Below are 25,998 nucleotides of genomic sequence, written 5' to 3'. Positions count from 1 at the left end.
TAGCGTATGTCGTTAATACAAAAGGTTATGCACTCTCTCTGCCATCAATTTCAATATTCAGTTGGTCATAGAGTTGAACCAGATTAAACCCCGCCTGAAGTCCGAGTTGATAATCATGCTCTAGTGATTCTTGGTCACTTAACAAAGAAGAAGAACGAAGCCCCTCTTTAGGCGCGATTTGTAAAATGAAAGTATCGTCAGGTGGAGCAGATATAAAGGCCTGAGTGAGCTCAAATGTTTGATAGTGAATCATCAGCATGTCGGCTAAACCTGAGTCAAAATTCTCACCGATTAAATGGCTTAGACGATACAAATTATCAGCACCGAACAACCAACGGCCTCCATTCAATAGCATTTTTCCTGCAAGCTTCGACTGATGGGCGGCATTAATTTTTTGTTGGAAGAACGAAGCCCAATCCAACTTCCATCGATTCACTTTTTGCTGCCATGATTGCTGCACCGAATTGATAGACTCTCGATACCACTCGACAGGCACATCCCCTACTTCACTTTGCGCTCTCGCTTCAATCTCCGAGAACGGTTCTGTTCGGATGACAATAATGTTGCGAGCATTCTGACGCCACGCTTCTTGAACAGGGATAGAAGCCGACACACCACCATCAACAAACTTATTGCCATTAACGTCGACAGGTCCGTGGTACAACTTAGGAATCGCGCATGTTGCTAACATGGTGTTAAACCACGTGTCACCCAAGATTGGTAAATATTGATCCGATAGCGTCTCTACATTTGTTACCGCTGCAAACGCACCTCGTCCTCCTAGTGCACTGCGGCCTAAATCAAGATCAAGCTTGTAAGGGAAATCTTGAATCCGCTCTAACGCCCACTCTAAACCCAAGTACTGCTGCTTTCGAATATAACGAAACAGATTAAAAAACTCAGGAGACGTTGTCAGTTCGGTAATAAAAGCTTTGCCCATACCGTGCTGACGACATAAGTAAGAGCATAAATTGAGTGCCCCAGCAGAGGTACCGTAGAATTCATCGAAAGGATCAAAGTTGGAAAGTAAAAATGCGTCTAATACGCCAGCGGTAAAAATCCCTCTCTGCCCTCCACCTTGCGTGACTAAAGCAGTTTTTCCATGCCTGAAATGCTCATAAACTTTGACATCAAGCTCAGTATGGCTTTCTGTGATTATACCGCTGTTACGTATCATAGGCTCACGCCATTTTGTTAAAACACTTGGTAAAAGTAGTTATCTTAAGCCGTTGTAATCGCAATGATGCCAAACGACAAAAGTACTGCAAAAACAGTCACCACGATGATTAATGCGGATTTTAGATCGTGTTCCATAAACACCTCCTTAATATGTAACAAATTAATAACACCAGTGTGAAATATGTTCAAGATTTGCTTAATTTAGTCGCGCAATTTTGACTAACCCATCACAATTAGCTTAGTCATAATAAGGAGATAGGACATGAACCAAAAACTCAGCTGGCTGGTAGGAAGCATACTGCTCAGCACCGCGGTAAGTGCACAAGCCAATATTATCGTTACTCCATTCATAGGCTATACAGGTGGCGGTCAAGTAGAAGACGAAAGTGGCAATACATACGACCTCGATCCCGCAGTGAACTACGCACTTTCAATCGAGACGCCTTTTGAGAAAGGAAGAATTGGATTATTTTACTCCAACCAATCAACAGAACTTGAAAAGTTATCAAATTCGGCAGACATCCATTACCTGCAATTTCAAAGCAGCATGTACTACCCTGTTGCAGAAAACTGGCAAACCTATATTGGTGTTGGCTTGGGAGCCTCTTACACCGATGTTGATTGGGTAGACAAAAAATACGGATTTTCGGCGAGCGCTTTTGCAGGGCTGGAATATGAGTTTTCAAAGAACTTTGCGTTGACAGCCCAATTGAGATGGTTGGGAACGGTCGTTGATAACGATACCTCTGGAGCCTGCACCCTACCTAATGACGGCTCAAACTGCATCATTAAATTCGATACCGATTGGATGAATCAATTCCAATCAAATATTGGTTTTAGTTTCCGTTTCTAATTTTTTGTACACTTCACTTCGTAGGGCTCTCCGCAAAGAGTGCTGGGCGAGTCCTACACAAAGCAGATAGAAAATATCATCTAAAAATCATCGCTTAGAAAAGTAACGAAGCATTCTCTAGCGGGGTGCGCAAAAGATAGCCGTACGCCCTAGTTCATCAAAATAGTTTTAAACACCAAGTCGATTATTGGATTCTAGTCATTTATTCCATACAACCAACCAATCCCCCACACAAAACTATAATCAAACTCAAATTTAACAAGATTAAAACCAGACAACGCATCTGAGTTAACATTTAGATTCTATTGCGCTAAGTATTATTAGAAGTTAGTCTGATTAGTGAAAACAGATAAATATTTCAGTTTTATCAAACACACATCAAAATTTTAAGATTAATAATCTACTTTCTCTCACAATAACCAGAATATAGCTCTAGAAAATTATAATAAGCTAGAATTAAGGATAGAAAAGCTGATAGATAACAGCGGTCCTTTCTTCCAACAGTTTACGCCAATATTACTGTGTTACGGAGAGAGCTTCATTCCTCAGGGAGTCGTATAGGAGTCAAATATGAAGCGAGAACAATGGGGATCCCGAGCGGGATTCATCTTAGCAGCAGTCGGGTCTGCTATCGGTTTGGGAAACATTTGGCGTTTTCCATATATGGCCTATGAAAACGGTGGCGGCGCATTTTTTATTCCTTACATTTTCGCCATGATCACGGCCGGTATTCCATTTATGATCCTTGAGTTCAGTATGGGACAAAAGTACCGAGGCTCAGCACCAAAAACGCTAGCGAAAATTCATTCTAAATTTGAATGGCTTGGCTGGTTCCAAGTTGGTGTTGCAGCAGTTATCGCCGTTTACTATGTTGCAGTTATCGGTTGGTCAATTTCTTACTTTGGGTTGTCGTTCACTCAAGGTTGGGGAACCGATACAAACGCATTTTTCTTTAGCGAGTACCTAAAGTTAGGTGACAACTCACCAACAGACTTAGGCAGTATTCAATGGAAGATAGCCTTATCTATGGTGATTGCTTGGGCCATTACTTATACCGCCATTGCCAAAGGCGTGAAATCAGGGATTGAGCGCGCATCTAAAATCATGATGCCAATACTATTCTTGATGGTGATTTTTTTAATCGGACGTATGGTTTTCTTGCCAGGAGCTTTGGATGGCGTTAACTACATGTTTGAACCCGATTTCAGCAAAATTTGGGATGTGAAAGTATGGGCAGCTGCGTACGGTCAGATCTTCTTTACCCTAAGCATCGGCTTCGCGATCATGCTGGCTTACTCTAGTTATCTGCCAGAAAAATCAGACATCACGAATAACGCGTTTATGACCGTGTTGATCAACTGTGGCTTCTCCATCCTAGCTGGTATTATGATCTTCTCTGTCTTGGGTTACATGGCTCAAGAACAAGGTAAACCGCTAACAGAAGTGGTATCTGCAGGCGTTGGCCTTGCTTTTGTTACTTTACCTGCGGCAATTAACTTATTACCCGCACCATATATTCTTGGTCCTCTGTTCTTCTTTGCACTGGTGGTTGCTGGTCTAAGTTCGCACATTTCTATCATGGAAGCCGTAACATCCGCCATCATCGATAAGCTAAAGTGGAGCCGAAAAAAAGCTGCAAACGTTGTAATTGGAACTGGTTTTGTGGTTTCTATGGCGTTCGCAACAAATGGCGGTCTATTGCTGCTAGACCTAGTAGACCACTTTGCAAACAACGTTGGCATTATGGTAGGCGGCTTGGTTGAGATTGTATTGATGGCGTGGCTATTGAAACGCGTGCCTGAAGTACGTAATTACGTAAATGAGCGCTCTGATTTCTCTATTGGTCAATGGTTTGAGATCTGTTTACGCTTCGTAACACCGATTATGCTCGCCATTATCTTAGCGACTAAGCTTTATGCTTTATTTACTGAAGGCTACGGTGGTTATGATCTAACTGTAGGCTGGGCACTTATCGCCGCACTATTTATCTTTGGTCTAGTGATTAACGCAGTGAATCGCAAGGAGACAGCGAAATGACAATCAGCGCAATTATTATGATGGTTATTGGTTTAGGTATCACTTGGGGCGGCGCTGCCGTTTGTATCAAGCGAGCCATGGATAAACAATAGCAGTATTGCATTCCAAACAAAAAACGCCGGTATTTACCGGCGTTTTTTTATGTTTCTTTTATTCTAGAAACTGTATTTGATGCCAACGGCACCACCAAGTTGTAAGTCAGCACCTTTGTAAAGATCTAGCTCTGGGTGTATTTGACCATAAAGATCCCAGCCGCGTGATAAATCCCAGTTCACACCGAGAGGTACACGCACGCCAAACTCATCATCCCACTCATACCAACCACCAACGCCAACATACCAGGTCACAGGCATGTTTTGATCGAATGTTCCACGTTTAGCGATGTAATCAAACGCCATACCATCGTTACCGATAATGCCGCGATACTTATTATCTAACTCAACAACAACACTCAACTGTTGATCGACAGCCATACCAACAGACAAGTTCGTTAGCTCATTTGCCGCCATTGCGGTACTAGAAACTAGTCCTGCTAATAAAATTAATTTGCTCTTCATACACGTTATCAATTATTAAAAAAACATCATGCGCTATTCAAACATAGTGGTGTTTCAATATGTCAACGATGAGTAAGCGCGATGTATGAAAAGACTGGCAAAAGTAAAGATGAGTTTAGGATCACACTCAGAAAGCACTTTTAGCAATGAGAGAGGAACTAAAAAAGGAGGCCGAAGCCTCCTTTTATACATTGTTATGAATGACGGTGATTAGCCGTGGTTACGGATCCACTCATCCATTTCAGTTTTTAGGTTGTCAGACTTAGTACCGAAGATAGCCTGTACACCACCTGCAACAACTACAACACCAGCAGCGCCAAGTTGTTTCAGTTTGTCTTGGTCAACAGCTGCTGTATCTGCAACCGCGACACGTAGGCGAGTGATACATGCGTCTAGACCAGTAATGTTAGCTTTACCACCGAACGCTGCAACCAGTTCACCACCCATGTCAGAGCCAGAAGTTGCTGCCGCACTTTCTGTTTCATCTTCACGACCAGGAGTTTTTAGGTCAAGTGCTGTGATTACGCCACGGAACACTACGTAGTAAATCACTGCGTATACTAGACCAACAGCAATCATTAGACCCATCTTCTGAGCGTTACCAGATAGAACTAGGAAGTCGATCAGACCGTGAGAGAAAGAAGTACCGTGTACAAAGCCTAGAGTGTTAGAAACAATGTATGCAGAACCAGCTAGTAGAGCGTGGATACCGTATAGTAGTGGAGCAACGAATAGGAATGAGAATTCGATAGGCTCAGTAATACCAGTTAGGAATGAAGTCAGTGCAGCTGACGCCATGATACCCATTACTTTTGCGCGGTTTTCTGGTTTAGCACAGTGAGCAATTGCGATTGCTGCAGCTGGTAGACCAAACATCTTGAACATGTAACCACCCGCTAGCTGACCGAAGCCATTACCAGCAGCACGAGATGCTTCATCAGCAACTAGGTAACAAGTTAGTACGCCGTTTTGAGCTTCACCAGCAGCGTTAACACAAGAACCTGCTTCGAAGAAGAACGGTACGTTCCATACGTGGTGTAGGCCGAATGGGATTAGAGAACGCTCTACGACACCGTAGATACCGAATGCTAGTTGTGGGTTTTGGTGCGCAGCCCAATCAGAGAATGCAGAGATTGCACCGCCAATTGGTGGCCAAATTACAGAAAGGATAACACCAAGGATGATCGCTGCAAAACCAGTGATGATAGGCACTGCACGCTTACCAGCGAAGAAGCCAAGATACTCTGGAAGTTGAATTTTGAAGAAACGGTTGAATGCCCAAGCAGCCACACCACCGACAAGGATACCACCTAGTACACCTGTATCGATTTTCTCAACACCCATAACACCCGCCATTACACCTAGCGTTGCCGTCATGATGCCGTAACCAACGATTGCTGCAAGACCAGCAACACCGTCGTTATTAGTGAAGCCTAGAGCTACACCTACTGCAAATAGAAGTGCCATTTGGCCGAATACTGAACCACCAGCTTGTTCCATAAGATTAGAAACGATCTCTGGAATAAAGCTTAGATGGGCAGCACCCACACCTAATAAAATACCTGCAACTGGTAAAACTGATACTGGAAGCATCAGCGCCTTACCAACTTTTTGCAGGTTAGCAAAAAGGTTCTTAAACATGTTTATGCTCCTGATAAATTTATAAGTATTATTTGGGCACTAACGGCACACCCCCGTAGCCTAAAGGTTAGCACCCAATGAAAATGTAACCACAACTGCATTATATTTTCCGGCTCTAAATATATATTGATGACCCTCAAACTTTCCACACAGTTACGAAATTTAGTTTCAAAACAAGTCTTGGATCACACCCAAAAACAGCTGATGAAAAGGTTTGCATTGCAGTTATATTACTGTTTTATAAAGAGTTTACTATTTATATAATTAATTTTAAGGCGTAAATAAAATACGCCCCAATGTTATTTTTAGTAACAAAATTACATTTGTGATTTTTGAATGTTATTAAATCAACATTTTTAGTAAACATTAAACTCATGAGTATATCTGTTGTTTTTATCAACAAAAAAGGAGCATACGCTCCTTTTTTATGCTCTTATTGATTTTTCATCGCAAAAAAAGATTTCGGAAATTTTCGGTGGTTTTTTGTGCCACTTCAGAAAGAGAGCACGATTTGAGTTGCGCAATATAAGAAGCCACCTCGACAACATAAGCAGGTTGATTCTCTTTACCTCGGTGAGGGACTGGAGCCAAGTAAGGAGAATCTGTCTCAATGAGAAGCTTCTCTAGAGGTAGAGTCTTCACCACTTCTTTCAACTCTGTAGCTTGACGGAAAGTGACAATCCCCGAGATAGAAATATAAAACCCCAGCTCAAGTGCAGCTTCAGCAAATGGAAGATCTTCTGTAAAACAGTGGATAACACCACCACATTTCTCCGCCCCACCCTTACGCAAAATATCTAGAGTATCCGCACGTGCGTTTCTGGTATGGATAATTAAAGGTTTGTTAAGCTCCACCGCAAGATCAACGTGTTGCTCAAAACGCTCTTTCTGTAACGCTGCCGTTTCTGGCTTATAATGATAATCCAAGCCTGTTTCACCAATGGCAACGACTTTTTCATTCGATGCGTGGTGACGTAGCACGTCCATCGAAAAGTCGCTTTCAACATCAAGTGGGTGTACACCGCACGAAGCATAAACATTCTCATAAGGCTCAATCATTTCCATCATTCTAGGGAAAGAATCCAGCGTGACTCCCACAGAAAGCAGCTCGGTTACCTTTGCTTGTTTAGCTTTGTTAATAACGTCTTCCACATTAATGTGGAGATCGTCGTAATTCAATTTGTCTAAATGACAATGAGAATCTACGAACATAATGCCTCTCGTGATTCAATTAACCAGTTCATTGATAGTAGCTCAAGGTTTAGACCAGGAAAGGCTTGCACCTGAGCTTTGAGGTCCATCAGCGCCTTCGCTGATGAGTACAAACCGTTGTAGTTGTTCGGCTGAAACTTTATAGCGCCAGGAAGCATTTGTGCTTCTGATACACCAAACTGCGCTTTCTGAGCATCTGTCAGTAAATACCACGCCCAGTCTAGTGATTGTTCCGAGTGTTTAGCCATTAAAGAAGCACACTCAGAAATGTCTGAGGTAGAAGAAGACATCGCCTTAATAAAAGTGCGCTCAAAAGCCAAGTAAGCATCGAGATCGCCATTATTTAACGCATCCAATGTTTTTATCGGAGAGCCCATATTCAGTTTTAAGGCGTAAGCAGGAACTTGCTGCGCCCCTTGTTCGCGCATCCATTGCATCGCTTGTTCCGTTGACGGCGGCGCAACAACCCAGTGTTGGCAACGGCTACGAATAGTTGGAAGCAGGCGCTCCTGATTGTGGGTAACGAGCAAAAACAAGCACTTTGCCCCGGGCTCTTCTAGCGTTTTTAACAATGCATTCGATGCCGATTCATTCATAGAGTCCGCTGGCTCTATAACAAATAGGCGATAACCATTAAGCTGTGATGATTCCTGTGCAAGACGGTTGCAAGCTCGAACTTGGTCCACCGTTATCGCTTTTCCTTCTTTTTCTGGTTTGATCCAGTGTAAATCTGGGTGGTTGTGTGATTGATTTAATTGACAGCTATGACAAAAACCGCACGCTTCACTGGCGTAATTTTGGCAAAGAAGTGCTTGGCTAAAAAACTCGATAAGCTTTTCGATGCCTAAGCCTTGCTCGCTTTGCAATAAAAGCGCACCTGGTATTCTGTCCGACTCTAGCCCTACTTTGAGGTTATCCCATACTGGCTGCAACCATGGATAATCATTTAACATGAGTCACCTAAATTTAAGTTTCACTTATTATTGACGAGCTAACCACTCGTTAAGAGCGTCCCGAATATCACGCGACACGTCTTCGATCGCCTGCTCAGCGTTAATGATAATGATAGAAGGATCAGCATGAGCAATCTCCAAATAACGCTCTCGTGTACGTTCAAAGAAGCTGATATCCATCTTCTCGATACGATCGAGCTCACCACGCCCACGCGCACGCTCAAGCCCAACGCGAGGGTCGATATCCATATAGAGAGTGAAAGCAGGTTTAAAATCACCAAGCGTTGTGTCTCGAAGGTTTTTCATTAGCGACGCGTCAATCTGACGGCCACCACCTTGATAAGCCTGCGACGACATATCGTGGCGGTCACCCACCACCCACTGACCGTTCGCCAAAGCTGGTTTGATCACGTTCTCAACCAACTGGACACGTGCAGCATATAGAAGAAGCAACTCCGTCATGTCTTTAAGTTCTTCGCCTTCATGCTCTTCTTTCACCAGAGCGCGCATCTTTTCTGCTAGCGGCGTGCCTCCTGGCTCACGAGTATTTACGATATTTTCAATACCTGCCGCTTTTAGCGTATCTAAAACGGTTTTAATCGCAGTGCTTTTACCCGCGCCTTCTAGGCCTTCAACGACAATAAAGTTTGCTTTCATCATTTGTTCTTTCTTAGTTCTCTTAAATAGGCTCGAACAGCACGATTGTGCTCTGCAAGGGATTTCGAAAATACGTGTCCGCCCTTTCCACTTGCTACGAAATATAAATAGTTGCTGCTTTCTGGATTCAAAGCCGCTTCAATAGAGGCTTCACCTGCCATCGCGATTGGGGTTGGAGGTAAGCCATTGATGGTATAGGTGTTATATGGTGTCGGCGTGCGCAAATCTTTCTTACGAATATTTCCGTCGTAAGCCTCACCCATACCATAAATAACCGTCGGATCCGTTTGTAAACGCATGCGTTTGTTCAATCGGTTGATAAACACAGAAGCGACGCGCTCACGCTCAGAGTCAATGGCCGTCTCTTTCTCGATGATAGACGCCAGAATCAAGGCTTCATATTTGTCTTGCAATGGCAGCTTTCCTTGACGAGCTTCCCAGTTAGCATCCAGAATCTTATTGAGTTTTCGATGCGCTCGTTTTAATAACTGGCTTTCACTTGCACCCGCCGTGTAATGGTAGGTTTCTGCTAAAAACAGTCCTTCAAGCTTTTCTCGCTCTATACCCAACTTTGCTGCCATGTCTTTTTCTGATAGATCGGTTAAGTCATGCTCTAAATAAGGAGCACTTTTCAATTGCTCTACCCACTCAGAAAAGCGGCTGCCTTCAACAAAAGTGATCGCAAACTGGTATTCTTTTCCGGTATTCAGGTGCTCCAATGCTTGCGAAAGCGACATACCAGGCTCTAGTTGATAAGTACCCGCTCGCACTTGCAACAGTTCTGGATATAAGTGAGGTATTAAACGGATGTACTCCGATGTTTCAATTACCTCATCTTCAACTAAGGCGCGCATGACATGATGAAAGCTTGTACCACTTTCTACAGTAAACAGCTGAGGTTGTTCCAATAGAATAGGCTTTTCAACGTATTGTTTAGCCTGTGAAATTATATAAAAAACAGCTGCTGCGCCTATCACTGCGATCAGCACAACAAAAGCCAACAGTTTTTTAATCACGTAGTTAAATTCCCTTGCAGTCGTTGAGTCAATTTTCCTATCGGAAATATAGTCTTAGAGTTAGATGCCACTATGCTGCGAATTGGTGCGACACCTAATATTGAGTTACACATGAAAGCCTCGTCTGCGCTCAGCAAATCTGGAAGTATAAAACGCCCCTCGATGACTTCAATATGACTTACTTTTAGTAACTCAAGCACCTTACGACGCATTACGCCCGCAACGCCAGATAAGGTCAGCTCCGGTGTAAATGCTTTATTACCTTTAACCCAAAAAAGGTTGGCCATTGTAGTTTCAATGACATGGTTTTGCACATTTAACGTTATTGCATCTGCAAACTCGGTATCGTCGATTTCAGCCTTGGCGAGAATCTGCTCTAAACGGTTGTTGTGCTTGTGTCCAGCAAGTAAAGGTTGAATCCCGAGACGAGTCTCACAAACGCCCAAATCCACGCCTTTTTCTTGCCAAGAAGAGTAATGAGAAGGAAACGCAAAATTCGAGATCGTCACGATAGGGCCTTCAATCTCATTAGGACTATACCCTCGCCCACCAATACCACGGCTAACGTGAATTTTCACCCCCGCTTGTGCGTCAGATAAAGCCGCTTTGCTTGCCCAATCATGCACAACTTGCCAGTCAGGGGAAGAGATCTTCAATGCGTCAAGGCAGGACTTCATACGCTCAATGTGTTCTTGCCAGTAAACCAACTCTCCGTTTTGGGTCAGGATGGTGGTAAAACCTCCATCACCGTATTGGAATGAGCGATCACCCAGTTCTACATGCGTTTGTGGAACTCCATTTACCCAAAACATTCGCGTACCTTCAAATTAGCAGACAACAAATAAAACAAAACGGCTCAATGCTAAGCATCGAGCCGTTAGAATACAAGTTTCGCTTATCTAAATAAGGTTAGATAGTGTTACTCAGCGAACTTTTTGAAGATCAAAGAACCGTTTGTACCACCAAAGCCAAACGAGTTACAGATAGCGTATTCCATACCTTCAACTTTGCGCGCAGTGTGCGGCACAAGGTCGATGTCTAGACCTTCTTCTGGATCATCAAGGTTAATCGTTGGTGGAACGATTTGGTCAACCAAAGACATAACCGTGATAATTGCTTCAACAGAGCCTGCTGCACCTAATAGGTGACCAGTCATAGACTTAGTTGATGATACAAGTACTTGCTTCGCACCTTCTTCACCAAGAGCACGTTTCACGCCCTTGATTTCTGCAACGTCGCCAGCAGGAGTAGATGTACCGTGAGCATTCACATAACCTACTTGGGTACCTGTGATGTTCGCGTCACGCATTGCCGCTTCCATCGCAAGTGCACCACCAGAGCCATCTTCGCTTGGAGAAGTCATGTGGTAAGCATCACCAGACATACCAAAACCAACCAGTTCTGCGTAAATCTTCGCGCCACGTGCTTTCGCGTGTTCGTACTCTTCAAGCACCATCATGCCAGCACCATCACCTAGAACAAAACCATCACGGCCTTTATCCCATGGACGAGACGCTTTTTGAGGTTCGTCATTACGAGTAGATAGCGCTTTAGCTGCACCGAAGCCAGCCATGCCAAGAGGCGTAGACGCTTTTTCTGCGCCACCAGCAACCATCGCATCTGCATCGCCGTACGCAATCATTCGTGCAGCATGACCGATGTTATGTAGGCCAGTAGTACATGCTGTAGAAATCGCGATATTTGGACCACGAAGACCACGCATGATAGATAGGTTACCTGCAACCATATTTACGATGGTCGAAGGAACAAAAAATGGGCTAACTTTGCGAGGGCCTTTTTCTACTAATGCAGTGTGACCTGTTTCGATCAGATCTAGACCGCCAATGCCTGAGCCGATAGCAACACCAACTCGAGCCGCATTTTCTTCGGTAATTTGTAAGCCAGAGTTATCAAGAGCTTGAATACCCGCTGCAATGCCGTACTGGATGAAAAGATCCATCTTACGAGCATCTTTTTTAGACATGTACTCTGTGCAATCGAAATCTTTAACAAGACCTGCAAAACGAGTTGAGAAGTTCGTAGCATCAAAGTGCTCGATATTCACGATACCACTTTGACCTTCTAGCAGGGCTTTCCAAGATGATTCTACTGTGTTGCCTACCGGTGACAACATACCCATGCCAGTGACAACTACACGACGCTTGGACACGATATAATTCTCCGGGAATTGAATATTTCTATGAGAGGATAGAAGAAGTTAGAAAGAACACAGGCGGTCTAGGAGACCGCCTAGGAGAGCTAATTACTGAGCGCTGTTTACGTAGTCGATTGCAGCTTGAACAGTAGTGATCTTCTCAGCTTCTTCGTCAGGAATCTCAGTGTCGAATTCCTCTTCTAGAGCCATAACTAGTTCTACAGTGTCTAGAGAATCAGCACCTAGATCGTCAACGAAAGAAGCTTCGTTTTTAACTTCTGCTTCGTCTACACCTAGCTGTTCAACAATGATTTTCTTTACGCGTTCTTCGATGTTGCTCATTTTTCTTTTCCTTTACAGATTTCGCCTAATGCGATGATTCCGTAGTTTATTCGAACTATTGAAAGTTGCAAGGGGGTCCTTGCTGGTCAAACCACAAAATTAGCGAATTTAACCGAATTTCAATACATTTTTGACTTAAATCATGCACAAATCTTGCGCATAAGCATGACAAGTTCATGACAGTTAACTGCAACTATAGGCTATTTTTCACAATGTAAAATAGCTTATTTTGCACAAACTGTCTCATTAAACCATGTACATGCCACCATTTACATGCAAAGTTTCACCAGTAATGTACGCTGCTTCAGGAGAAGCAAGGAAAACTACTGCTGATGCAATTTCACGTGGGTCACCTAAACGACCAGCTGGCACGTTCGACAACGTTGCCGCACGTTGCTCATCATTTAGTGCCTTTGTCATGTCAGTTTCGATGAAACCAGGGGCAACAGTGTTCACTGTTACACCACGAGACGCAACTTCACGAGCCATTGATTTAGTAAAACCAATCACGCCCGCTTTCGCTGCTGCGTAGTTAGTTTGACCTGCGTTACCCATGGTACCAACAACCGAGCCTACGTTGATGATACGACCCGCACGTTTTTTCATCATGCCGCGTAAAACCGCTTTAGACATGCGGTAGATAGGCGTTAGGTTGGTATCGATGATGTCGTTCCACTCATCATCTTTCATACGCATCAATAGGTTGTCACGAGTAATACCAGCGTTATTCACCAGAATATCGATCACACCAAATTCTTCGTTGATCGTTTTTAGTGTCGCTTCGATAGACTCGACATCAGTCACGTTCAGTGCCAGACCTTTACCGTTATCACCAAGATACTCGCTGATAGCAGCAGCGCCACTTTCAGAAGTAGCCGTACCGATAACCGTCGCACCGCGCTCTACAAGAAGTTCCGCGATCGCGCGGCCAATACCACGGCTTGCGCCGGTAACTAGCGCGATCTTACCTTCTAGATTCATCATGTTGTGTTTCCTTTTCTTATCGCAAGTTTTATCGCTTGATGGATTACTTCGCCGCGTCTAGCGACGCAACATCATTCACTGCTGCTGCAGTTAGCGTTTTCACGATACGTTTTGTTAGACCTGTTAAAACCTTACCAGGACCAAGCTCAAGAAGCTGTTCTACCCCTTGCTCGTGCATAAGCTCGACTGTTTCAGTCCAGCGAACTGGGCTATGTAGCTGACGAACAAGCGCATCTTTGATTTTTGCAGGATCTGTCTCAGCAACCACATCAACGTTGTTGATAACTGGCAGCTGTGGTGAGTTAAATTCGATAGACTCAAGAGCTACTGCAAGTTTTTCCGCTGCTGGCTTCATAAGCGCACAGTGTGATGGAACTGAAACAGGAAGAGGAAGTGCACGTTTCGCACCAGCTTCTTTACATAGCGCTCCCGCACGCTCTACTGCGTCTTTGCTACCCGCGATAACTACCTGACCAGGCGAGTTAAAGTTTACTGGAGAGACCACTTCACCTTGCGCTGCGTCTTCACACGCTTTTGCAATCGCATCATCAGCCAAACCGATAATCGCGTACATAGCGCCAGTACCTGCTGGTACCGCCTCTTGCATTAGCTTACCGCGTAATTCAACCAGCTTGATTGCTTCTTTAAAGTCAATCACACCCGCACATACAAGTGCTGAGTACTCACCTAGGCTGTGACCGGCTAGGTTTGCTGGTTGCTCTAAACCGAGCTCCTGCCATACACGCCAGATTGCAACAGATGAAGCTAGCAAAGCTGGTTGAGTGCGGAAAGTCTCGTTTAAATCTTCTGCAGGTCCATTTTGAACAAGCGCCCATAGATCGTAACCTAGTGCGTCAGATGCTTCTGCAAATGTTTGTTTTACTACGTCATATTGTTCGCCTAGTTCTGCAAGCATACCTACAGCTTGAGAACCTTGACCTGGAAATACGATAGCAAACTTGCTCATGTTGTTTTCCTTTAAGCAAAGTAAAAAGAAATAAGATGCAACAAGTGCACCTTAAATTTTGAATTCTCGTGAAACTTAGAACTTCACCAGAGCGGAGCCCCAAGTGAAACCGCCACCAAACGCCTCTAGCAATAAAGTCTGCCCACGTTTAATGCGACCATCGCGCACAGCTTCATCCAGCGCAGACGGTACTGTCGCCGCAGAAGTGTTCCCGTGTCGGTCTAATGTCACTACGACTTGGTCCAAAGACATTGAAAGCTTTTTCGCTGTTGCCGAAATAATTCGATAGTTCGCTTGATGCGGTACTAGCCAGTCGAGTTCAGACTTATGCATGTTGTTGGCTTCAAGCGTATCTTTTACTAGTTTCGATAACTGAGTGACAGCAACTTTGAATACTTCGTTACCTGCCATATGAAGCCATTTGTCAGCATCTTGACCACGCTCAGGTACAGGTAGGCTTAGTAGCTCACCGAATTGACCATCCGAGTATATGTGGGTAGAAATAATACCTGGCTCTTGGCTAGCGCCTACGACAACGGCTCCAGCACCATCACCAAATAGGATAATGGTTGAACGGTCTGTCGGATCACACGTTTTAGACAAAGCATCTGAACCAATAACAAGTACGTTTTTACACATACCCGATTTAATATGTTGGTCTGCAACAGATAATGCATACACAAAACCAGAACAAGCAGCGGCTAAGTCAAAAGCTGGACAACCTTTAATGCCAAGCTTTGCCTGCACCTGACACGCAGATGAAGGGAAAGTATGGCTACTGCTCGTTGTGGCTACGATAATCAGGTCGATATCGTTTTTATCAATACCCGCCATATCGATAGCGTTTTCAGCTGCGTAGAATGCCATGTCCGCTACAGTCTCATTTTCTGCAGCAATTCGACGCTCTTTAATACCCGTGCGAGCAACGATCCACTCATCACTTGTATCTACCATTTTCTCTAGATCTGCGTTTGTACGCACCTGAGATGGCAGGTAGCTGCCAGTACCTAAAATTTTGCTATACATGAAGACTAATAATGCCTCTCGAGTAAAACCGCTTCCAAACGATCGCTAATACGGCTTGGTACTTGTCGTTTGACCTCGTGTACTGCCTCGCCAAGTGCATTGACAATCGCAGATACATCCGCACTTCCATGGCTTTTTATGACAATGCCGCGCAATCCTAGCAAACTTGCGCCGTTATACTGGTCGGGGTTCAGTGTTTTTAGTTCATTAAATAGCCGAGAAAACAACTTTCTAGCAATCCAACCCTTTATCGTTGACGCCATCATACTGGTTTTAATTTTTTCGATAAAAAGTTGAGCTGTTCCCTCACTGGCTTTTAAGCATACGTTGCCGACAAACCCATCACATACAATGACGTCTGCAACATCATGCAAAATTTGATTACCTTCAATATAACCAACAAAGTTAATCGCGTCGGTCTGAGAAAGCATTTCTGCGCAACGTTTGACTAAATCGTTACCTTTAATCTCTTCTGCGCCAATATTGAGTACAGCAACGCGAGGAGGACAACCTAAGTGTTCTTCTGCTAATGCACTGCCCATTACAGCAAATTGGAACAAACTATCAGCATCGCACGATACATTCGCACCTAGATCTAGCATCCAAGTACGCTTTCCAGTAATCGTCGGTAAAGCTGAAACTAAAGCAGGACGTTCAATACCAGGAAGTAACTTAAGAATGAAACGCGATAGTGCCATTAATGCACCGGTGTTGCCACCACTAACACAAGCATCCGCCTCCTGCTCAGAAACCAAATCGATAGCCATACGCATGGAACTATTTTGGCTATTACGTAGTGCCAATGAAGGTTTTTCTGAGTTCGAGATAACTTTCTCACTATGAAGAATAGTCAAGCGGGAACTGGTCGAGGTACCGAGTTGAGATAATTGAGACGTGATCAGAGATTGATCACCTATAAGAATCACTTTTAGCTCTGGGAAATGAGACAGTGCCTGCACGGCGGCAGGCACTGTTACGCGTGGACCGAAATCCCCGCCCATTGCATCAAGTGCAACGGTAATACTTTGCAAAGGTTCAACCTTACTTGTTGATAACCTTTTGACCACGGTAGTAACCTTCAGCAGTTACGTTGTGGCGTAGGTGAGTTTCACCAGAAGTCGCGTCTACAGATAGAGCAGCTGTAGTTAGCGCATCGTGTGAACGACGCATACCGCGCTTAGAACGAGTTTTACGGTTTTTCTGTACGGCCATTGACCCTACTCCTATACTATTGGGTTAAAAACCTGAAGAAGAATCGGTTACCACACCTATTACTTTTTCAGACTTTTCAAAACGTCGAATGGATTCGGTTTTTCTTCCTCAATTTCTTCAGGAATCTCACCAAAAACCATGTTATTTGAATCAACGCTACAATCCGCTTCATCGTGCATCGCAATTTGAGGTAATGCTAAGATGAACTCGTCTTCAACCAGTTGTATAAGGTCTAATTCACCATATTCATTTAGATCTACCAAATCATAAATTTCTGGTGCTTCCTGTTCCGTTTTCTCACCGTAGTAAGGAGTAGAAAGGAATTCAACTTCGCACTCATGTGCGAATACCTCATTACAACGCTGACACTCTAAATCGACTTCGATGTTAGCTTTACCAGAGATAACAACGAGTCGCTGTTCATCCATCCCAAATGACAATGAGACTTCTGCGTCGCGTTTTACGCCTTCAGTTGTTTCCGCTAAGCGCTTGAAAAGACTAGCTTGGATGATTCCATCGTAATCTAATCGTTTCTGTGCAGCTTTCGCTGGGTCAACCGTTCGCGGTATTTTTACCTTTTGCATAGGGCGCGAATATTATCTTCCAAATCAAAATTAGTCAAAGAAAAAGGCAAAAAAGTTGTACTTTTTTACGCTTAACATACAGAGCATTAGCCAGAATCATTTTTGATCGATTATCCTATCGGAAATGCTCCCACGAATTGTAATTCAAAATGAAAAATTACCAACTGGTTTTAGCTTCAACCTCCCCTTTTCGTAAACAACTGCTTGAAAAGCTTTCACTACCGTTCATTTGTTTATCACCTGATTGCGATGAAACACCGTTTGACCAGGAAACGCCTCTTGAACTGGTGCAAAGATTGGCCCAAGAGAAAGCAACATCTTGCCAGACGGATAAAGCAAGTTTAGTTATCGGCAGTGACCAGGTTTGTGTCATTAATGGTGAAATCGTTGGCAAACCTTTAAATAGAGACAACGCAATAAATCAACTTTTGGCTCAAAGTGGAAAAGTCATCACTTTCTATACTGGTCTTGCGGTACATAACACCGTCACAAACCATACAGAAGTCGGCTTTGATTCTTTCGAAGTACACTTTAGAGATTTGACGCTTGAACAAATCGAACGATACGTCGACAGGGAAGAACCTTTTTACTGCGCAGGCAGCTTTAAAAGCGAAGGAATGGGAATTTGTTTGTTTAACAAATTAGTGGGGAAAGATCCGAATACACTTGTCGGGCTACCACTGATTGATTTGATTGATATGTTGCATGTTCAGGGACTCGATGTCATTTAATCCAAAGACTATAAAAGGGAGCCACAGGCTCCCTTTTATAGTCCACTAGGAAAACATGGTTACGCGTTTCTTAAACCCGCCAACACTTTTTCTAACTTCGGTTCCATCGGTGCGTTGATTTCCATCCACTCATCATTTGATGGGTGCTGAAACTTGATGTTTGCCGCGTGTAGGAACAAACGATCTAAACCAACTTGACCTGTGTAAGCATCAAAGCGGCGGTCACCGTAGCGATCATCCCAAGCGATTGGGTGGCCCGTGTATTGTGTATGAACTCGGATTTGGTGAGTTCGGCCAGTAATCGGACTCGCTTGAATCAATGTTGCTTGTTCAAACTTTTCCAAAATCTTAAAACGCGTTTCAGACGGCTTACCGTTAGGGTTAACACGAACAATACTGTTCACTTCGTTTTTAAGCAGTGGCGCGTTCACAACCTTACAACTGCTTTTCCATTGTCCCATGACAAGAGCTAAGTAAAACTTCTTCACTGTCTTTTCACGAAACTGGGCTTGCAAGTGACGAAGTGCAGAACGCTTCTTAGCAACCAGCAAGATACCTGAAGTATCACGGTCAATACGATGCACAAGTTCAAGAAAGCGAGCTTGAGGACGCAGAGCTCTAAGCGCTTCAATCGCGCCAAACTTTAAGCCACTGCCACCATGCACAGCGGTACCAGATGGTTTGTTTAGAATTAACATATGATCATCTTCGAAGATGATCATATCTTCCAACTCTGCGACTTTGTTTAGTTTCGTACTTGGCGCGACATCGTCATCTTTTTTCTCGACTGTCACCGGTGGAATACGAACGAGATCGCCTGCTTTTAACTTGTACTCTGCTTTTATACGCTTTTTATTTACACGTACTTCGCCCTTACGCACGATTCGGTAAATCATACTTTTAGGGATGTCTTTTAATTGGTTGCGCAAAAAATTATCAATGCGCTGACCCGCCATATCTTCGTCAATGTCGACGAACTGGACTTTTGTTCTTATTTCGCTCATGGGCCGTATTGTAAACTCAATTTCGCGCGACTTCACATTATTCTTGTCGTAAAAGAAACACTTGATAGTACAAACTGGTCTAAATTTCGCCAAGCTTTTGTTTAAATTATTAAAACTCTCAATCGAGTTCTCAATTTGTTTTCTGTCTTGATCAGTTTACACATCTCAATTGCTTATGAAACAGCCAGTTATAAATTAGAAATTTTGAGTTTAGCGGCAAATTTTCTATCGTTTGCGTGAAAGCAGATTGCTGATAGCCACGCGCACTGCTATAGTTCACAGCTGCTAAGGAAGGTTTGGTTACATTTTATTCATTACCAATCATTTATCCTCAAGCAATGTGAGTAGATCGTTGAAGGTCGAGTGCAGCATTGGCGTGAGACACATCGAATTCAACACTCTTGCCACCCTACTCCTCGCATATTCACGTTGAGTACCTACCGCCCAAATAGCGGGTCACAAGTCTACGTTTCCAACAGAAACCACAAGAGGCTTGTGATGACTGAAGTGCCCGAGAGCATCCCCTTCCAGCCGGGAGGCTGCAAAATACAAGCCATGGGATCAGGCACCGTGAAAGAGCGAAAAAACAGTGGCAAGTCGACAAGAAAGATATAAAAGAAAAGACAACGAGAATTTTCAATGAAAAGAATGTTAATTAACGCAACTCAAAAAGAAGAGTTGCGTGTCGCTCTGGTTGATGGCCAGCGACTTTTCGATCTTGATATCGAGAGTCCAGGTCATGAATCTAAAAAAGCGAATATCTACAAAGGACGTATCACACGTATCGAACCAAGCTTAGAAGCCGCATTTGTTGATTACGGCGCCGAGCGTCACGGTTTCCTCCCTCTCAAAGAAATTGCCCGCGAATATTTTCCTGAAGGTTACACCTACCAAGGTCGTCCAAGCATCAAAGAAGTGCTAACGGAAGGCCAAGAAGTTATCGTTCAAGTGGAAAAAGAAGAACGTGGAAGCAAGGGCGCAGCTCTTACTACTTTCATTTCTCTTGCTGGTAGTTACCTTGTTCTGATGCCTAACAACCCTCGTGCTGGCGGTATTTCTCGTCGAATCGAAGGTGACGAGCGTACTCAACTAAAAGCCGCATTAAGTACTTTGGAACTGCCTCAGGGCATGGGCCTAATCGTACGTACTGCTGGCGTTGGCAAGAGTGCTGAAGAACTTGAGTGGGATTTGAATGTACTACTTAACCACTGGGGTGCAATCAAAGGTGCAGCGGACTCGAACCCTGCTCCATTCTTAATCCACCAAGAAAGTAACGTTATCGTTCGTGCAATCCGTGACTATTTGCGTCGTGATATTGGCGAAATCTTAATTGACAGCAACACCATCTACGAGCGTGCAAAAGAGCACATTCAATTGGTGCGCCCTGATTTCCTTAACCGCGTTAAGAAATATGAAGGCGAAGTTCCACTATTCAGCCACTACCAAATCGAAAGCCAAATTGAATCAGCGTTCCAACGTGAAGTGCGTCTGCCATCTGGTGGTTCTATTGTTATTGACCCAACCGAAGCACTAACGTCTATCGATATCAACTCTGCTCGTGCAACCAAGGGCGGCGATATTGAAGAAACAGCTCTAAACACGAACCTAGAAGCAGCCGACGAAATTGCTCGCCAGTTACGTCTACGTGACTTGGGTGGCTTAGTGGTTATCGACTTTATCGATATGACACCTGTTCGCCACCAACGAGAAGTAGAAAACCGTCTACGTGAAGCCGTTCGTCTTGATCGCGCTCGTGTACAAATCGGTCGTATTTCTCGCTTTGGTTTGTTGGAGATGTCACGTCAACGTTTAAGCCCTTCTCTAGCAGAAGCAAGCCACCACATCTGTCCTCGCTGTAGCGGTACTGGAGTCGTTCGCGACAACGAATCTCTAGCACTTTCTGTACTTCGTTTAATCGAAGAGGAAGCACTGAAAGACAATACAGCGCAAGTTCTCGCAGTTGTACCTGTGCCAATCGCTTCTTACTTGTTGAACGAAAAACGTCGTTCAGTTAACCATATCGAACGCATTCAAGAAGTGAAGATTACGGTTGTTCCAAACTCTGACATGGAAACGCCGCACTTCGAAGTTATCCGTGTTCGTGAAGGTGAAGAGTTCGATCTGATTTCTTACCTACTTCCTAAAAAACTGGAAGCAATGAAAGAAGCGGAAGGTAAAGAGCCAGCGGAAGTTGACGTAAAACCTAAACGAATCGAAGAACCTGTTCTTAAAGGCTTTGCGGCTCCTTCTCAAACGGCACCTGCACCAGCAGCTAAACCTGCCCCTGAGGCGAAGAAGAAAGAACAGAAAGTTGAACAAGAAGAAAAACCTGGACTGTTCAGCCGTTTGTTTAAAGCACTTGGTAGTTTCCTATTCGGCGGTTCTGAAGAAGTAAAAGAAGAACCGAAACCTCAGGAAGAGAAAAAGCCAAATCGCGATAATCGACGCAACAAACGTGATCGCAATGATCGTCGTCGCAATAACAACCAACGCGATAATCGTGAGAACCGCGACAATCGTGATAACCGTGATAACCGACGTCGTCGTAAGCCTCGTGATGAGCAAGCGAATGAGCAAAACGAAGCGCAACAACAAACCAATAAACAGCAAAACCGCAACCAAAAGCGTAAGCCTAAAGCTCAACAAGCAGACAAAGCCCAAGAGCAAAAAGCAAATGCAAAAGTAGCGGAAAAAGGTCTGCAGCTAGCAGCGGAAGCTCGAACTGAAACAAAACCAGAAGAGAGCAAACCAAAGCAACAAAACACGAAAGCAGAAAAAGTGAAGGAGCGTCGCCAACGTCGCAAACTGAACAAGTCTGTACGCGTTAAAGACCAAGAAGCGGTTGAGAAGAAAACAGAAGAAACGGCGGTTAAGACTCAAGAAACAGTTGAAACCAAAGTTGAGAAGCCAACAGAAGCAGCGGTAGAAGCACAGCAAGACAACAAGCAAGCAGAGTCTAAGCAACGTCGTAACCGTCGTTCGCCACGTCACCTGCGTGCAAGCGGTCAGCGCCGTCGCCGTGGTCGCGATCGCCGTCCTAACCCGTTCCGCCTGCGTAAAGGTGGTGTAGCTTCTCCTGAGATGGCTATGGGTAAAGTAATGCCACGCTACATTCCGAAACCAGCACCTAAGAAAGAAGAGCAAGTTAAGGAAGAAGAAGTAGCAGCAGTACCTACAATGCAAGGTGGTTTTGCTTGCCCAGAAATGGCTATGGGTAAAGTGATTATTCGACGCGAGCAACCTGTTGTAACAGAAGCACCAGTTGTTGAATCAAAGGTTCAAGAAACAGTTGAAGCGAAAGTTGAATCTCCAGCAGTAGAAGCACCTGTTGTGGAAGCAGTAATCGCAGAAAAAACTGAATCGGCAGTAGTAGAAACAGCCTCTGTAGAGCCTATCGTTGAAACTCCTGCAACTGAACATGCTGAACCGGTTGATGCCATTGTAGAAACGGCACCAGCTGAAGAGTCTGTGGTTGAAGCAGCAAAAGAGATTGCAGCCGAAGCGCCAGTAGCTAAACCAGAGCCTAAAGTCGAAGCCATTAAAGTTGCGGCTAAGCTAAACGCTAGCGCACCGATGACGAAAGCACCTGGCCCTCAAGAGCTACGCGAAATCACGGTTGCAGCAGCGCCGTTCAAAACCGAACGTTACCAAGCTAAAGGTGCGGGTAGCCAAGTGGCTAAAAACCGCGCATCGGCAGAGATGACAAAGCCTAACTTTAACTAGGCTAAATCATTACGTTCAACTGCTTAACGGCATAAATAAATTAAAGGCTACCAGATGGTAGCCTTTTTTTATCTTCATATTTGCCCAATAAATTGTTCATATAAATACCAATTCGTGATCACATTTGTACGCCATTATTCGTATCATTCTTGAACTTAATCACACTTTTCGGTAGCATGCGCCGACTCAAGTTTTCGACACCATTCTGATGCTGCTCTTTTGATACTACGGTTTACACTGCAATGTTTGATTAGAAATCAACCACTCAGTGGCTTGTGCAAATACGAATATGTGTCGGGTTTAACTCATTGCAAAGAGAACTTAAAAACAAACATGTTCGAATTTCCCCAATTTTCTAAGCACTCCGTAAAAAATGATGTGCTATCAGGCTTAACCGTTGCGCTAGCATTGGTTCCTGAAGCTGTCGCATTTGCGTTCGTCGCAGGCGTAGATCCGATGGTCGGTCTTTACGCTGCATTCATCGTTGGTCTTATTACTTCCATTTTCGGTGGTCGCCCCGGCATGATCTCTGGTGCAACAGGTGCCATGGCAGTCGTAATGGTTTCGCTTGTCGCGACTCACGGTGTCCAGTACCTATTCGCAGCCATCATGCTCGCTGGTATACTTCAAATTGCCGCTGGTATGTTTAAATTGGGTAAGTTCATCCGTATCGTGCCTCACCCTGTGATGATTGGTTTTGTGAACGGTCTGGCTATTGTTATCTTCCTAGCTCAGTTGGGTCAGTTTAAAGCGCCAGATATCAACGGCATGCTTACTTGGCTACCACAAGACCAAATGCTACTAATGCTTGGTTTGGTTGCGCTAACTATGGCAATCATTCACTTTCTACCAAAAATCACAACGGCTGTACCCTCTTCACTTGTTGCAATCGTAACGGTGACTGCTTTAGTGGTTGGTTTGGATCTGGAAACTCGCACTGTTGTTGACTTCTTGCGTACAATGTCTGGTGATGAAGCGGCAACACTCGCAGGTTCACTGCCGACCTTCTCTATTCCGGCGGTGCCATTTACGCTAGAAACTCTACAAATCATTCTTCCATACGCGATCATTCTAGCGGCCATTGGTCTAATTGAATCTCTGCTAACGCTGACAGTTTTAGATGAGATGACGAACACTCGTGGTCAATCTAACCGCGAATGTATCGGTCAAGGTATGGCAAACATGACTTGTTCTGTGTTTGGGGCTATGGGTGGTTGTGCAATGATTGGTCAGTCGATGATCAACGTAAACTCAGGTGGTCGCGGTCGTCTATCTGGTATCGTTGCTGCTATCGCTCTATTGATGTTTATCTTATTCGCTTCTTCGCTAATTGAAATGATCCCACTCGCTGCTCTGGTTGGTGTGATGTTCATGGTTGTAATTGGTACATTCGAATGGGCAACATTTAAGCTAGCGCGCCGCGTACCGAAGCAAGACTTCTTCGTTATTGTTCTTGTGACCGTTGTTACTGTTCTTACTGACCTTGCTGTTGCCGTAGCAGTTGGTGTTATCGTTTCTGCATTAATGTTTGCATGGCAACACGCTAAGCACATCTATGCCGACACATGCTTAAACGAGGAAGGTTCAAAAGAGTACAAGATTCACGGTCCTATTTTCTTTGGTTCTGCCGCTAACTTCTTGGAGTTGTTTAACGCGCCTGAAGATCCAAAAGATGTGATTGTCGATTTTGCAGACTCTCGCGTGACTGATCACTCTGCAATTGAAGCGATTGAAACACTAGCAGAGCGTTACAATGCTCAAGGTAAAACGCTGCACCTTCGTCACCTAAGCCCAGATTGTCGTAAACTTTTGGACAAAGCTGGCAGCTTGGTTGAAATTAACGTGAAGGAAGACCCAAGCTACAAAGTCGCAACCGACATACTCGCGGGTTAACACGAATAAAAAGGGATGAGCTCAGCTCATCCCTTTTTCTATTGTCTTCAAGCCCGGCGATTATAGCTTCTTCAAAATCGCGTCTGATGCCTCTTCGATTAAATCAAGCACCAGTTCAAAGCCATCTTCTCCACCATAATATGGATCAGGGACTTCGTCGTAACCTGACCCAGAATGACTTAAAAATAACGATACTTTGTGTCGATACTTCAACGGACAAATATCCAATAAATCGGCCAAATTTGCTTTATCCGCGGCTAATATAAGGTCAAACTTGTCAAAGTCATCAATGGTGACTTGGCGCGCTTGCATTCCTTTAAAAGAATAACCTCGCAGCTTTCCTGCTGCCATCGCTCTTGAATCCGGTGGGTTTCCTGCGTGGTAGCCAATTGTACCTGCCGAATCAACCTCTACTTCAACGCCTAGCTTTTGAGCTTTCGCTCTTAACACTGCTTCTCCGGTTGGTGACCGACAAATGTTTCCCATACAAACAACAAGTATTTTCTTCATTTTATTCCCTGAATTATCGGTGGTTTTTCTTCACGATATGTTGGTCTATCATAGCGAGATAAATCAATGAACCCAAATCAGCTTGGGCAAAGCACAAAAAGGAATTGAGGAAGTATTATGTCTATCGAAGAAAATAAAGAAGCACGCCATAAGGCTCGCCAACAAAAAGTCAAAGAACAGGTAGACGCAAAAATTGCTGCTGCTCAAGAGGAAAAAGGTCTGCTACTGATCATTACCGGAAATGGTAAAGGTAAATCGACATCAGGATTCGGTACGATAGCACGCGCAGTGGGTCATGGTTTGAATTGTGCTGTCGCGCAGTTTATTAAAGGTACTTGGGACAATGGTGAGCGCAACCTACTTGAGAAACTCGGCGTTGAATTCCAAGTAATGGCGACCGGCTTTACATGGGAAACTCAAAACAAAGCCGCTGATACCGAAGCAGCGCAAGGCATATGGCAAGAATGTAAGCGCATGCTCAAAGATGAATCTATCGATGTGGTTCTTTTTGACGAGCTGACGTACATGGTGAGCTACGGCTACATTGATTTAGACGAGGTCGTTGAAGCGCTGAACAACCGCCCTAAAATGCAGTCGGTTGTCATTACTGGTCGTGGCGCTCATCGCACTCTGATTGAAATGGCTGATACCGTTTCTGAAGTGAAGAATGTAAAGCATGCATTTGAGTCAGGCGTCAAAGCGCTGAAAGGTGTCGACTGGTAAAGCTCACCAGCAGAATTAAAAAAGGGTTGGCTAATGCCA

At 44.2% G+C, this 25,998-nt stretch carries 26 protein-coding genes; 7 read left to right on the top strand and 19 right to left on the bottom strand.

Annotated features, from left to right (window positions below; genetic code table 11):
• Positions 1-25 precede the first annotated feature (25 nt).
• Both NL645_RS13230 and NL645_RS13225 read right to left on the bottom strand, forming a co-directional pair.
• Entirely contained in the window at positions 26-1,177 is a 1,152-nt protein-coding gene (locus NL645_RS13230) for a patatin family protein (protein ID WP_005398215.1), read from the bottom strand.
• Positions 1,178-1,221: 44 nt separating this feature from the next.
• Positions 1,222-1,314, bottom strand: a complete 93-nt coding sequence (locus tag NL645_RS13225; RefSeq protein ID WP_005372970.1) for a YnhF family membrane protein — start codon at positions 1,312-1,314, stop codon at positions 1,222-1,224.
• Positions 1,315-1,441: 127 nt separating this feature from the next.
• Between NL645_RS13225 and NL645_RS13220 the strand changes: the two genes are divergently transcribed.
• The 3 genes from NL645_RS13220 to NL645_RS13210 all read left to right on the top strand — a co-directional run bounded on the left by NL645_RS13220 (position 1,442) and on the right by NL645_RS13210 (position 4,161).
• The gene (locus NL645_RS13220; protein WP_005398217.1) at positions 1,442-2,032 is read left to right on the top strand and encodes an outer membrane beta-barrel protein; all 591 of its coding nucleotides are present in this window, start codon (positions 1,442-1,444) and stop codon (positions 2,030-2,032) included.
• Between the two features lie 570 nt (positions 2,033-2,602).
• A complete protein-coding gene (locus NL645_RS13215; RefSeq protein ID WP_005398219.1) occupies positions 2,603-4,069 on the top strand; it encodes a sodium-dependent transporter in 1,467 nt (488 codons plus the stop codon).
• A complete protein-coding gene (locus NL645_RS13210; RefSeq protein WP_005372963.1) occupies positions 4,066-4,161 on the top strand; it encodes a MetS family NSS transporter small subunit in 96 nt (31 codons plus the stop codon). Before NL645_RS13215 ends, NL645_RS13210 begins: the two co-directional genes overlap by 4 nt.
• A 63-nt stretch (positions 4,162-4,224) precedes the next feature.
• On the opposite strand, the gene NL645_RS13205 is transcribed toward NL645_RS13210, so the two are convergent.
• The 15 genes from NL645_RS13205 to yceD form a co-directional block, all read right to left on the bottom strand.
• Positions 4,225-4,626, bottom strand: coding sequence for a hypothetical protein (locus NL645_RS13205; protein ID WP_253651820.1), 402 nt, complete (start codon positions 4,624-4,626; stop codon positions 4,225-4,227).
• Between the two features lie 210 nt (positions 4,627-4,836).
• On the bottom strand, positions 4,837-6,267 hold the full coding sequence (gene ptsG, locus NL645_RS13200; RefSeq protein ID WP_006743155.1) for a PTS glucose transporter subunit IIBC: 1,431 nt from the start codon (positions 6,265-6,267) through the stop codon (positions 4,837-4,839).
• 444 nt (positions 6,268-6,711) lie between these two features.
• Positions 6,712-7,479 (bottom strand): TatD family hydrolase, encoded by a 768-nt coding sequence (locus NL645_RS13195; RefSeq protein WP_145532886.1) that lies wholly within the window; start codon positions 7,477-7,479, stop codon positions 6,712-6,714.
• Positions 7,470-8,432, bottom strand: a complete 963-nt coding sequence (locus NL645_RS13190) for a DNA polymerase III subunit delta' (protein ID WP_253651819.1) — start codon at positions 8,430-8,432, stop codon at positions 7,470-7,472. The genes NL645_RS13195 and NL645_RS13190 overlap by 10 nt, the downstream gene beginning before the upstream one ends.
• A gap of 27 nt (positions 8,433-8,459) precedes the next feature.
• Positions 8,460-9,092 (bottom strand): dTMP kinase, encoded by a 633-nt coding sequence (tmk, locus tag NL645_RS13185; RefSeq protein WP_031780597.1) that lies wholly within the window; start codon positions 9,090-9,092, stop codon positions 8,460-8,462.
• Entirely contained in the window at positions 9,089-10,105 is a 1,017-nt protein-coding gene (gene mltG / locus NL645_RS13180) for an endolytic transglycosylase MltG (protein ID WP_253651818.1), read from the bottom strand. Before mltG ends, tmk begins: the two co-directional genes overlap by 4 nt.
• A complete protein-coding gene (gene pabC, locus NL645_RS13175) occupies positions 10,102-10,917 on the bottom strand; it encodes an aminodeoxychorismate lyase (protein WP_253651817.1) in 816 nt (271 codons plus the stop codon). The genes mltG and pabC overlap by 4 nt, the downstream gene beginning before the upstream one ends.
• Before the next feature lie 107 nt (positions 10,918-11,024).
• On the bottom strand, positions 11,025-12,275 hold the full coding sequence (gene fabF, locus NL645_RS13170; protein WP_005396984.1) for a beta-ketoacyl-ACP synthase II: 1,251 nt from the start codon (positions 12,273-12,275) through the stop codon (positions 11,025-11,027).
• A gap of 93 nt (positions 12,276-12,368) precedes the next feature.
• A complete protein-coding gene (acpP, locus tag NL645_RS13165) occupies positions 12,369-12,602 on the bottom strand; it encodes an acyl carrier protein (protein ID WP_004406112.1) in 234 nt (77 codons plus the stop codon).
• Positions 12,603-12,848: 246 nt separating this feature from the next.
• A complete protein-coding gene (gene fabG, locus NL645_RS13160) occupies positions 12,849-13,583 on the bottom strand; it encodes a 3-oxoacyl-ACP reductase FabG (RefSeq protein ID WP_031780596.1) in 735 nt (244 codons plus the stop codon).
• A 46-nt stretch (positions 13,584-13,629) separates the two neighbouring features.
• Positions 13,630-14,553 carry an ACP S-malonyltransferase gene (fabD, locus tag NL645_RS13155; RefSeq protein WP_012841591.1) on the bottom strand — a complete coding sequence of 308 codons (924 nt, stop codon included), beginning with the start codon at positions 14,551-14,553 and terminating at the stop codon, positions 13,630-13,632.
• Positions 14,554-14,628: 75 nt separating this feature from the next.
• Positions 14,629-15,579, bottom strand: coding sequence for a beta-ketoacyl-ACP synthase III (locus NL645_RS13150; protein ID WP_005396980.1), 951 nt, complete (start codon positions 15,577-15,579; stop codon positions 14,629-14,631).
• Positions 15,580-15,584: 5 nt separating this feature from the next.
• On the bottom strand, positions 15,585-16,610 hold the full coding sequence (plsX, locus tag NL645_RS13145; RefSeq protein WP_253651816.1) for a phosphate acyltransferase PlsX: 1,026 nt from the start codon (positions 16,608-16,610) through the stop codon (positions 15,585-15,587).
• A 10-nt stretch (positions 16,611-16,620) separates the two neighbouring features.
• A complete protein-coding gene (gene rpmF, locus NL645_RS13140; RefSeq protein WP_005396978.1) occupies positions 16,621-16,791 on the bottom strand; it encodes a 50S ribosomal protein L32 in 171 nt (56 codons plus the stop codon).
• Between the two features lie 59 nt (positions 16,792-16,850).
• Positions 16,851-17,375, bottom strand: a complete 525-nt coding sequence (gene yceD, locus NL645_RS13135) for a 23S rRNA accumulation protein YceD (RefSeq protein WP_005396977.1) — start codon at positions 17,373-17,375, stop codon at positions 16,851-16,853.
• Positions 17,376-17,524: 149 nt separating this feature from the next.
• Between yceD and NL645_RS13130 the strand changes: the two genes are divergently transcribed.
• Positions 17,525-18,106 carry a nucleoside triphosphate pyrophosphatase gene (locus NL645_RS13130; RefSeq protein WP_104971955.1) on the top strand — a complete coding sequence of 194 codons (582 nt, stop codon included), beginning with the start codon at positions 17,525-17,527 and terminating at the stop codon, positions 18,104-18,106.
• Between the two features lie 59 nt (positions 18,107-18,165).
• Here NL645_RS13130 and rluC read toward each other — a convergent pair whose 3' ends face one another.
• On the bottom strand, positions 18,166-19,110 hold the full coding sequence (rluC, locus tag NL645_RS13125) for a 23S rRNA pseudouridine(955/2504/2580) synthase RluC (RefSeq protein ID WP_005396975.1): 945 nt from the start codon (positions 19,108-19,110) through the stop codon (positions 18,166-18,168).
• A 639-nt stretch (positions 19,111-19,749) separates the two neighbouring features.
• Here rluC and rne point away from each other — a divergent pair.
• Both rne and NL645_RS13115 read left to right on the top strand, forming a co-directional pair.
• On the top strand, positions 19,750-22,833 hold the full coding sequence (gene rne / locus NL645_RS13120) for a ribonuclease E (protein ID WP_253651815.1): 3,084 nt from the start codon (positions 19,750-19,752) through the stop codon (positions 22,831-22,833).
• 333 nt (positions 22,834-23,166) lie between these two features.
• On the top strand, positions 23,167-24,726 hold the full coding sequence (locus tag NL645_RS13115; RefSeq protein ID WP_005380840.1) for a SulP family inorganic anion transporter: 1,560 nt from the start codon (positions 23,167-23,169) through the stop codon (positions 24,724-24,726).
• Between the two features lie 60 nt (positions 24,727-24,786).
• On the opposite strand, the gene NL645_RS13110 is transcribed toward NL645_RS13115, so the two are convergent.
• Positions 24,787-25,236 (bottom strand): low molecular weight protein-tyrosine-phosphatase, encoded by a 450-nt coding sequence (locus NL645_RS13110; RefSeq protein ID WP_145473674.1) that lies wholly within the window; start codon positions 25,234-25,236, stop codon positions 24,787-24,789.
• A 117-nt stretch (positions 25,237-25,353) separates the two neighbouring features.
• Here NL645_RS13110 and cobO point away from each other — a divergent pair, with 117 nt between their 5' ends.
• Entirely contained in the window at positions 25,354-25,959 is a 606-nt protein-coding gene (cobO, locus tag NL645_RS13105) for a cob(I)yrinic acid a,c-diamide adenosyltransferase (RefSeq protein WP_170902936.1), read from the top strand.
• The last annotated feature ends 39 nt before the right edge of the window (positions 25,960-25,998 follow it).

Origin of the sequence: Vibrio sp. Y51_MX_L26, assembly GCF_024181935.1 — a bacterium.
Taxonomy (GTDB): domain Bacteria; phylum Pseudomonadota; class Gammaproteobacteria; order Enterobacterales; family Vibrionaceae; genus Vibrio; species Vibrio diabolicus.
The sequence above is the reverse complement of the archived record's forward strand: the minus strand, read 5'-3'. Positions and strand labels throughout refer to the sequence as shown.

What these genes read in the sequence shown, in the direction of transcription:
- fabD (WP_012841591.1), bottom strand. Translation starts at nt 14,553, where the DNA reads ATGAGCAAGTTTGCTATCGTATTTCCAGGTCAAGGTTCTCAAGCTGTA.
- NL645_RS13130 (WP_104971955.1), top strand. Translation starts at nt 17,525, where the DNA reads ATGAAAAATTACCAACTGGTTTTAGCTTCAACCTCCCCTTTTCGTAAA.
- ptsG (WP_006743155.1), bottom strand. Translation starts at nt 6,267, where the DNA reads ATGTTTAAGAACCTTTTTGCTAACCTGCAAAAAGTTGGTAAGGCGCTG.
- cobO (WP_170902936.1), top strand. Translation starts at nt 25,354, where the DNA reads ATGTCTATCGAAGAAAATAAAGAAGCACGCCATAAGGCTCGCCAACAA.
- pabC (WP_253651817.1), bottom strand. Translation starts at nt 10,917, where the DNA reads ATGTTTTGGGTAAATGGAGTTCCACAAACGCATGTAGAACTGGGTGAT.
- yceD (WP_005396977.1), bottom strand. Translation starts at nt 17,375, where the DNA reads ATGCAAAAGGTAAAAATACCGCGAACGGTTGACCCAGCGAAAGCTGCA.
- NL645_RS13110 (WP_145473674.1), bottom strand. Translation starts at nt 25,236, where the DNA reads ATGAAGAAAATACTTGTTGTTTGTATGGGAAACATTTGTCGGTCACCA.
- tmk (WP_031780597.1), bottom strand. Translation starts at nt 9,092, where the DNA reads ATGATGAAAGCAAACTTTATTGTCGTTGAAGGCCTAGAAGGCGCGGGT.
- NL645_RS13210 (WP_005372963.1), top strand. Translation starts at nt 4,066, where the DNA reads ATGACAATCAGCGCAATTATTATGATGGTTATTGGTTTAGGTATCACT.
- NL645_RS13115 (WP_005380840.1), top strand. Translation starts at nt 23,167, where the DNA reads ATGTTCGAATTTCCCCAATTTTCTAAGCACTCCGTAAAAAATGATGTG.
- rluC (WP_005396975.1), bottom strand. Translation starts at nt 19,110, where the DNA reads ATGAGCGAAATAAGAACAAAAGTCCAGTTCGTCGACATTGACGAAGAT.
- rne (WP_253651815.1), top strand. Translation starts at nt 19,750, where the DNA reads ATGAAAAGAATGTTAATTAACGCAACTCAAAAAGAAGAGTTGCGTGTC.
- NL645_RS13230 (WP_005398215.1), bottom strand. Translation starts at nt 1,177, where the DNA reads ATGATACGTAACAGCGGTATAATCACAGAAAGCCATACTGAGCTTGAT.
- NL645_RS13150 (WP_005396980.1), bottom strand. Translation starts at nt 15,579, where the DNA reads ATGTATAGCAAAATTTTAGGTACTGGCAGCTACCTGCCATCTCAGGTG.
- NL645_RS13220 (WP_005398217.1), top strand. Translation starts at nt 1,442, where the DNA reads ATGAACCAAAAACTCAGCTGGCTGGTAGGAAGCATACTGCTCAGCACC.
- NL645_RS13205 (WP_253651820.1), bottom strand. Translation starts at nt 4,626, where the DNA reads ATGAAGAGCAAATTAATTTTATTAGCAGGACTAGTTTCTAGTACCGCA.
- NL645_RS13190 (WP_253651819.1), bottom strand. Translation starts at nt 8,432, where the DNA reads ATGTTAAATGATTATCCATGGTTGCAGCCAGTATGGGATAACCTCAAA.
- NL645_RS13195 (WP_145532886.1), bottom strand. Translation starts at nt 7,479, where the DNA reads ATGTTCGTAGATTCTCATTGTCATTTAGACAAATTGAATTACGACGAT.
- NL645_RS13225 (WP_005372970.1), bottom strand. Translation starts at nt 1,314, where the DNA reads ATGGAACACGATCTAAAATCCGCATTAATCATCGTGGTGACTGTTTTT.
- acpP (WP_004406112.1), bottom strand. Translation starts at nt 12,602, where the DNA reads ATGAGCAACATCGAAGAACGCGTAAAGAAAATCATTGTTGAACAGCTA.
- fabG (WP_031780596.1), bottom strand. Translation starts at nt 13,583, where the DNA reads ATGAATCTAGAAGGTAAGATCGCGCTAGTTACCGGCGCAAGCCGTGGT.
- NL645_RS13215 (WP_005398219.1), top strand. Translation starts at nt 2,603, where the DNA reads ATGAAGCGAGAACAATGGGGATCCCGAGCGGGATTCATCTTAGCAGCA.
- rpmF (WP_005396978.1), bottom strand. Translation starts at nt 16,791, where the DNA reads ATGGCCGTACAGAAAAACCGTAAAACTCGTTCTAAGCGCGGTATGCGT.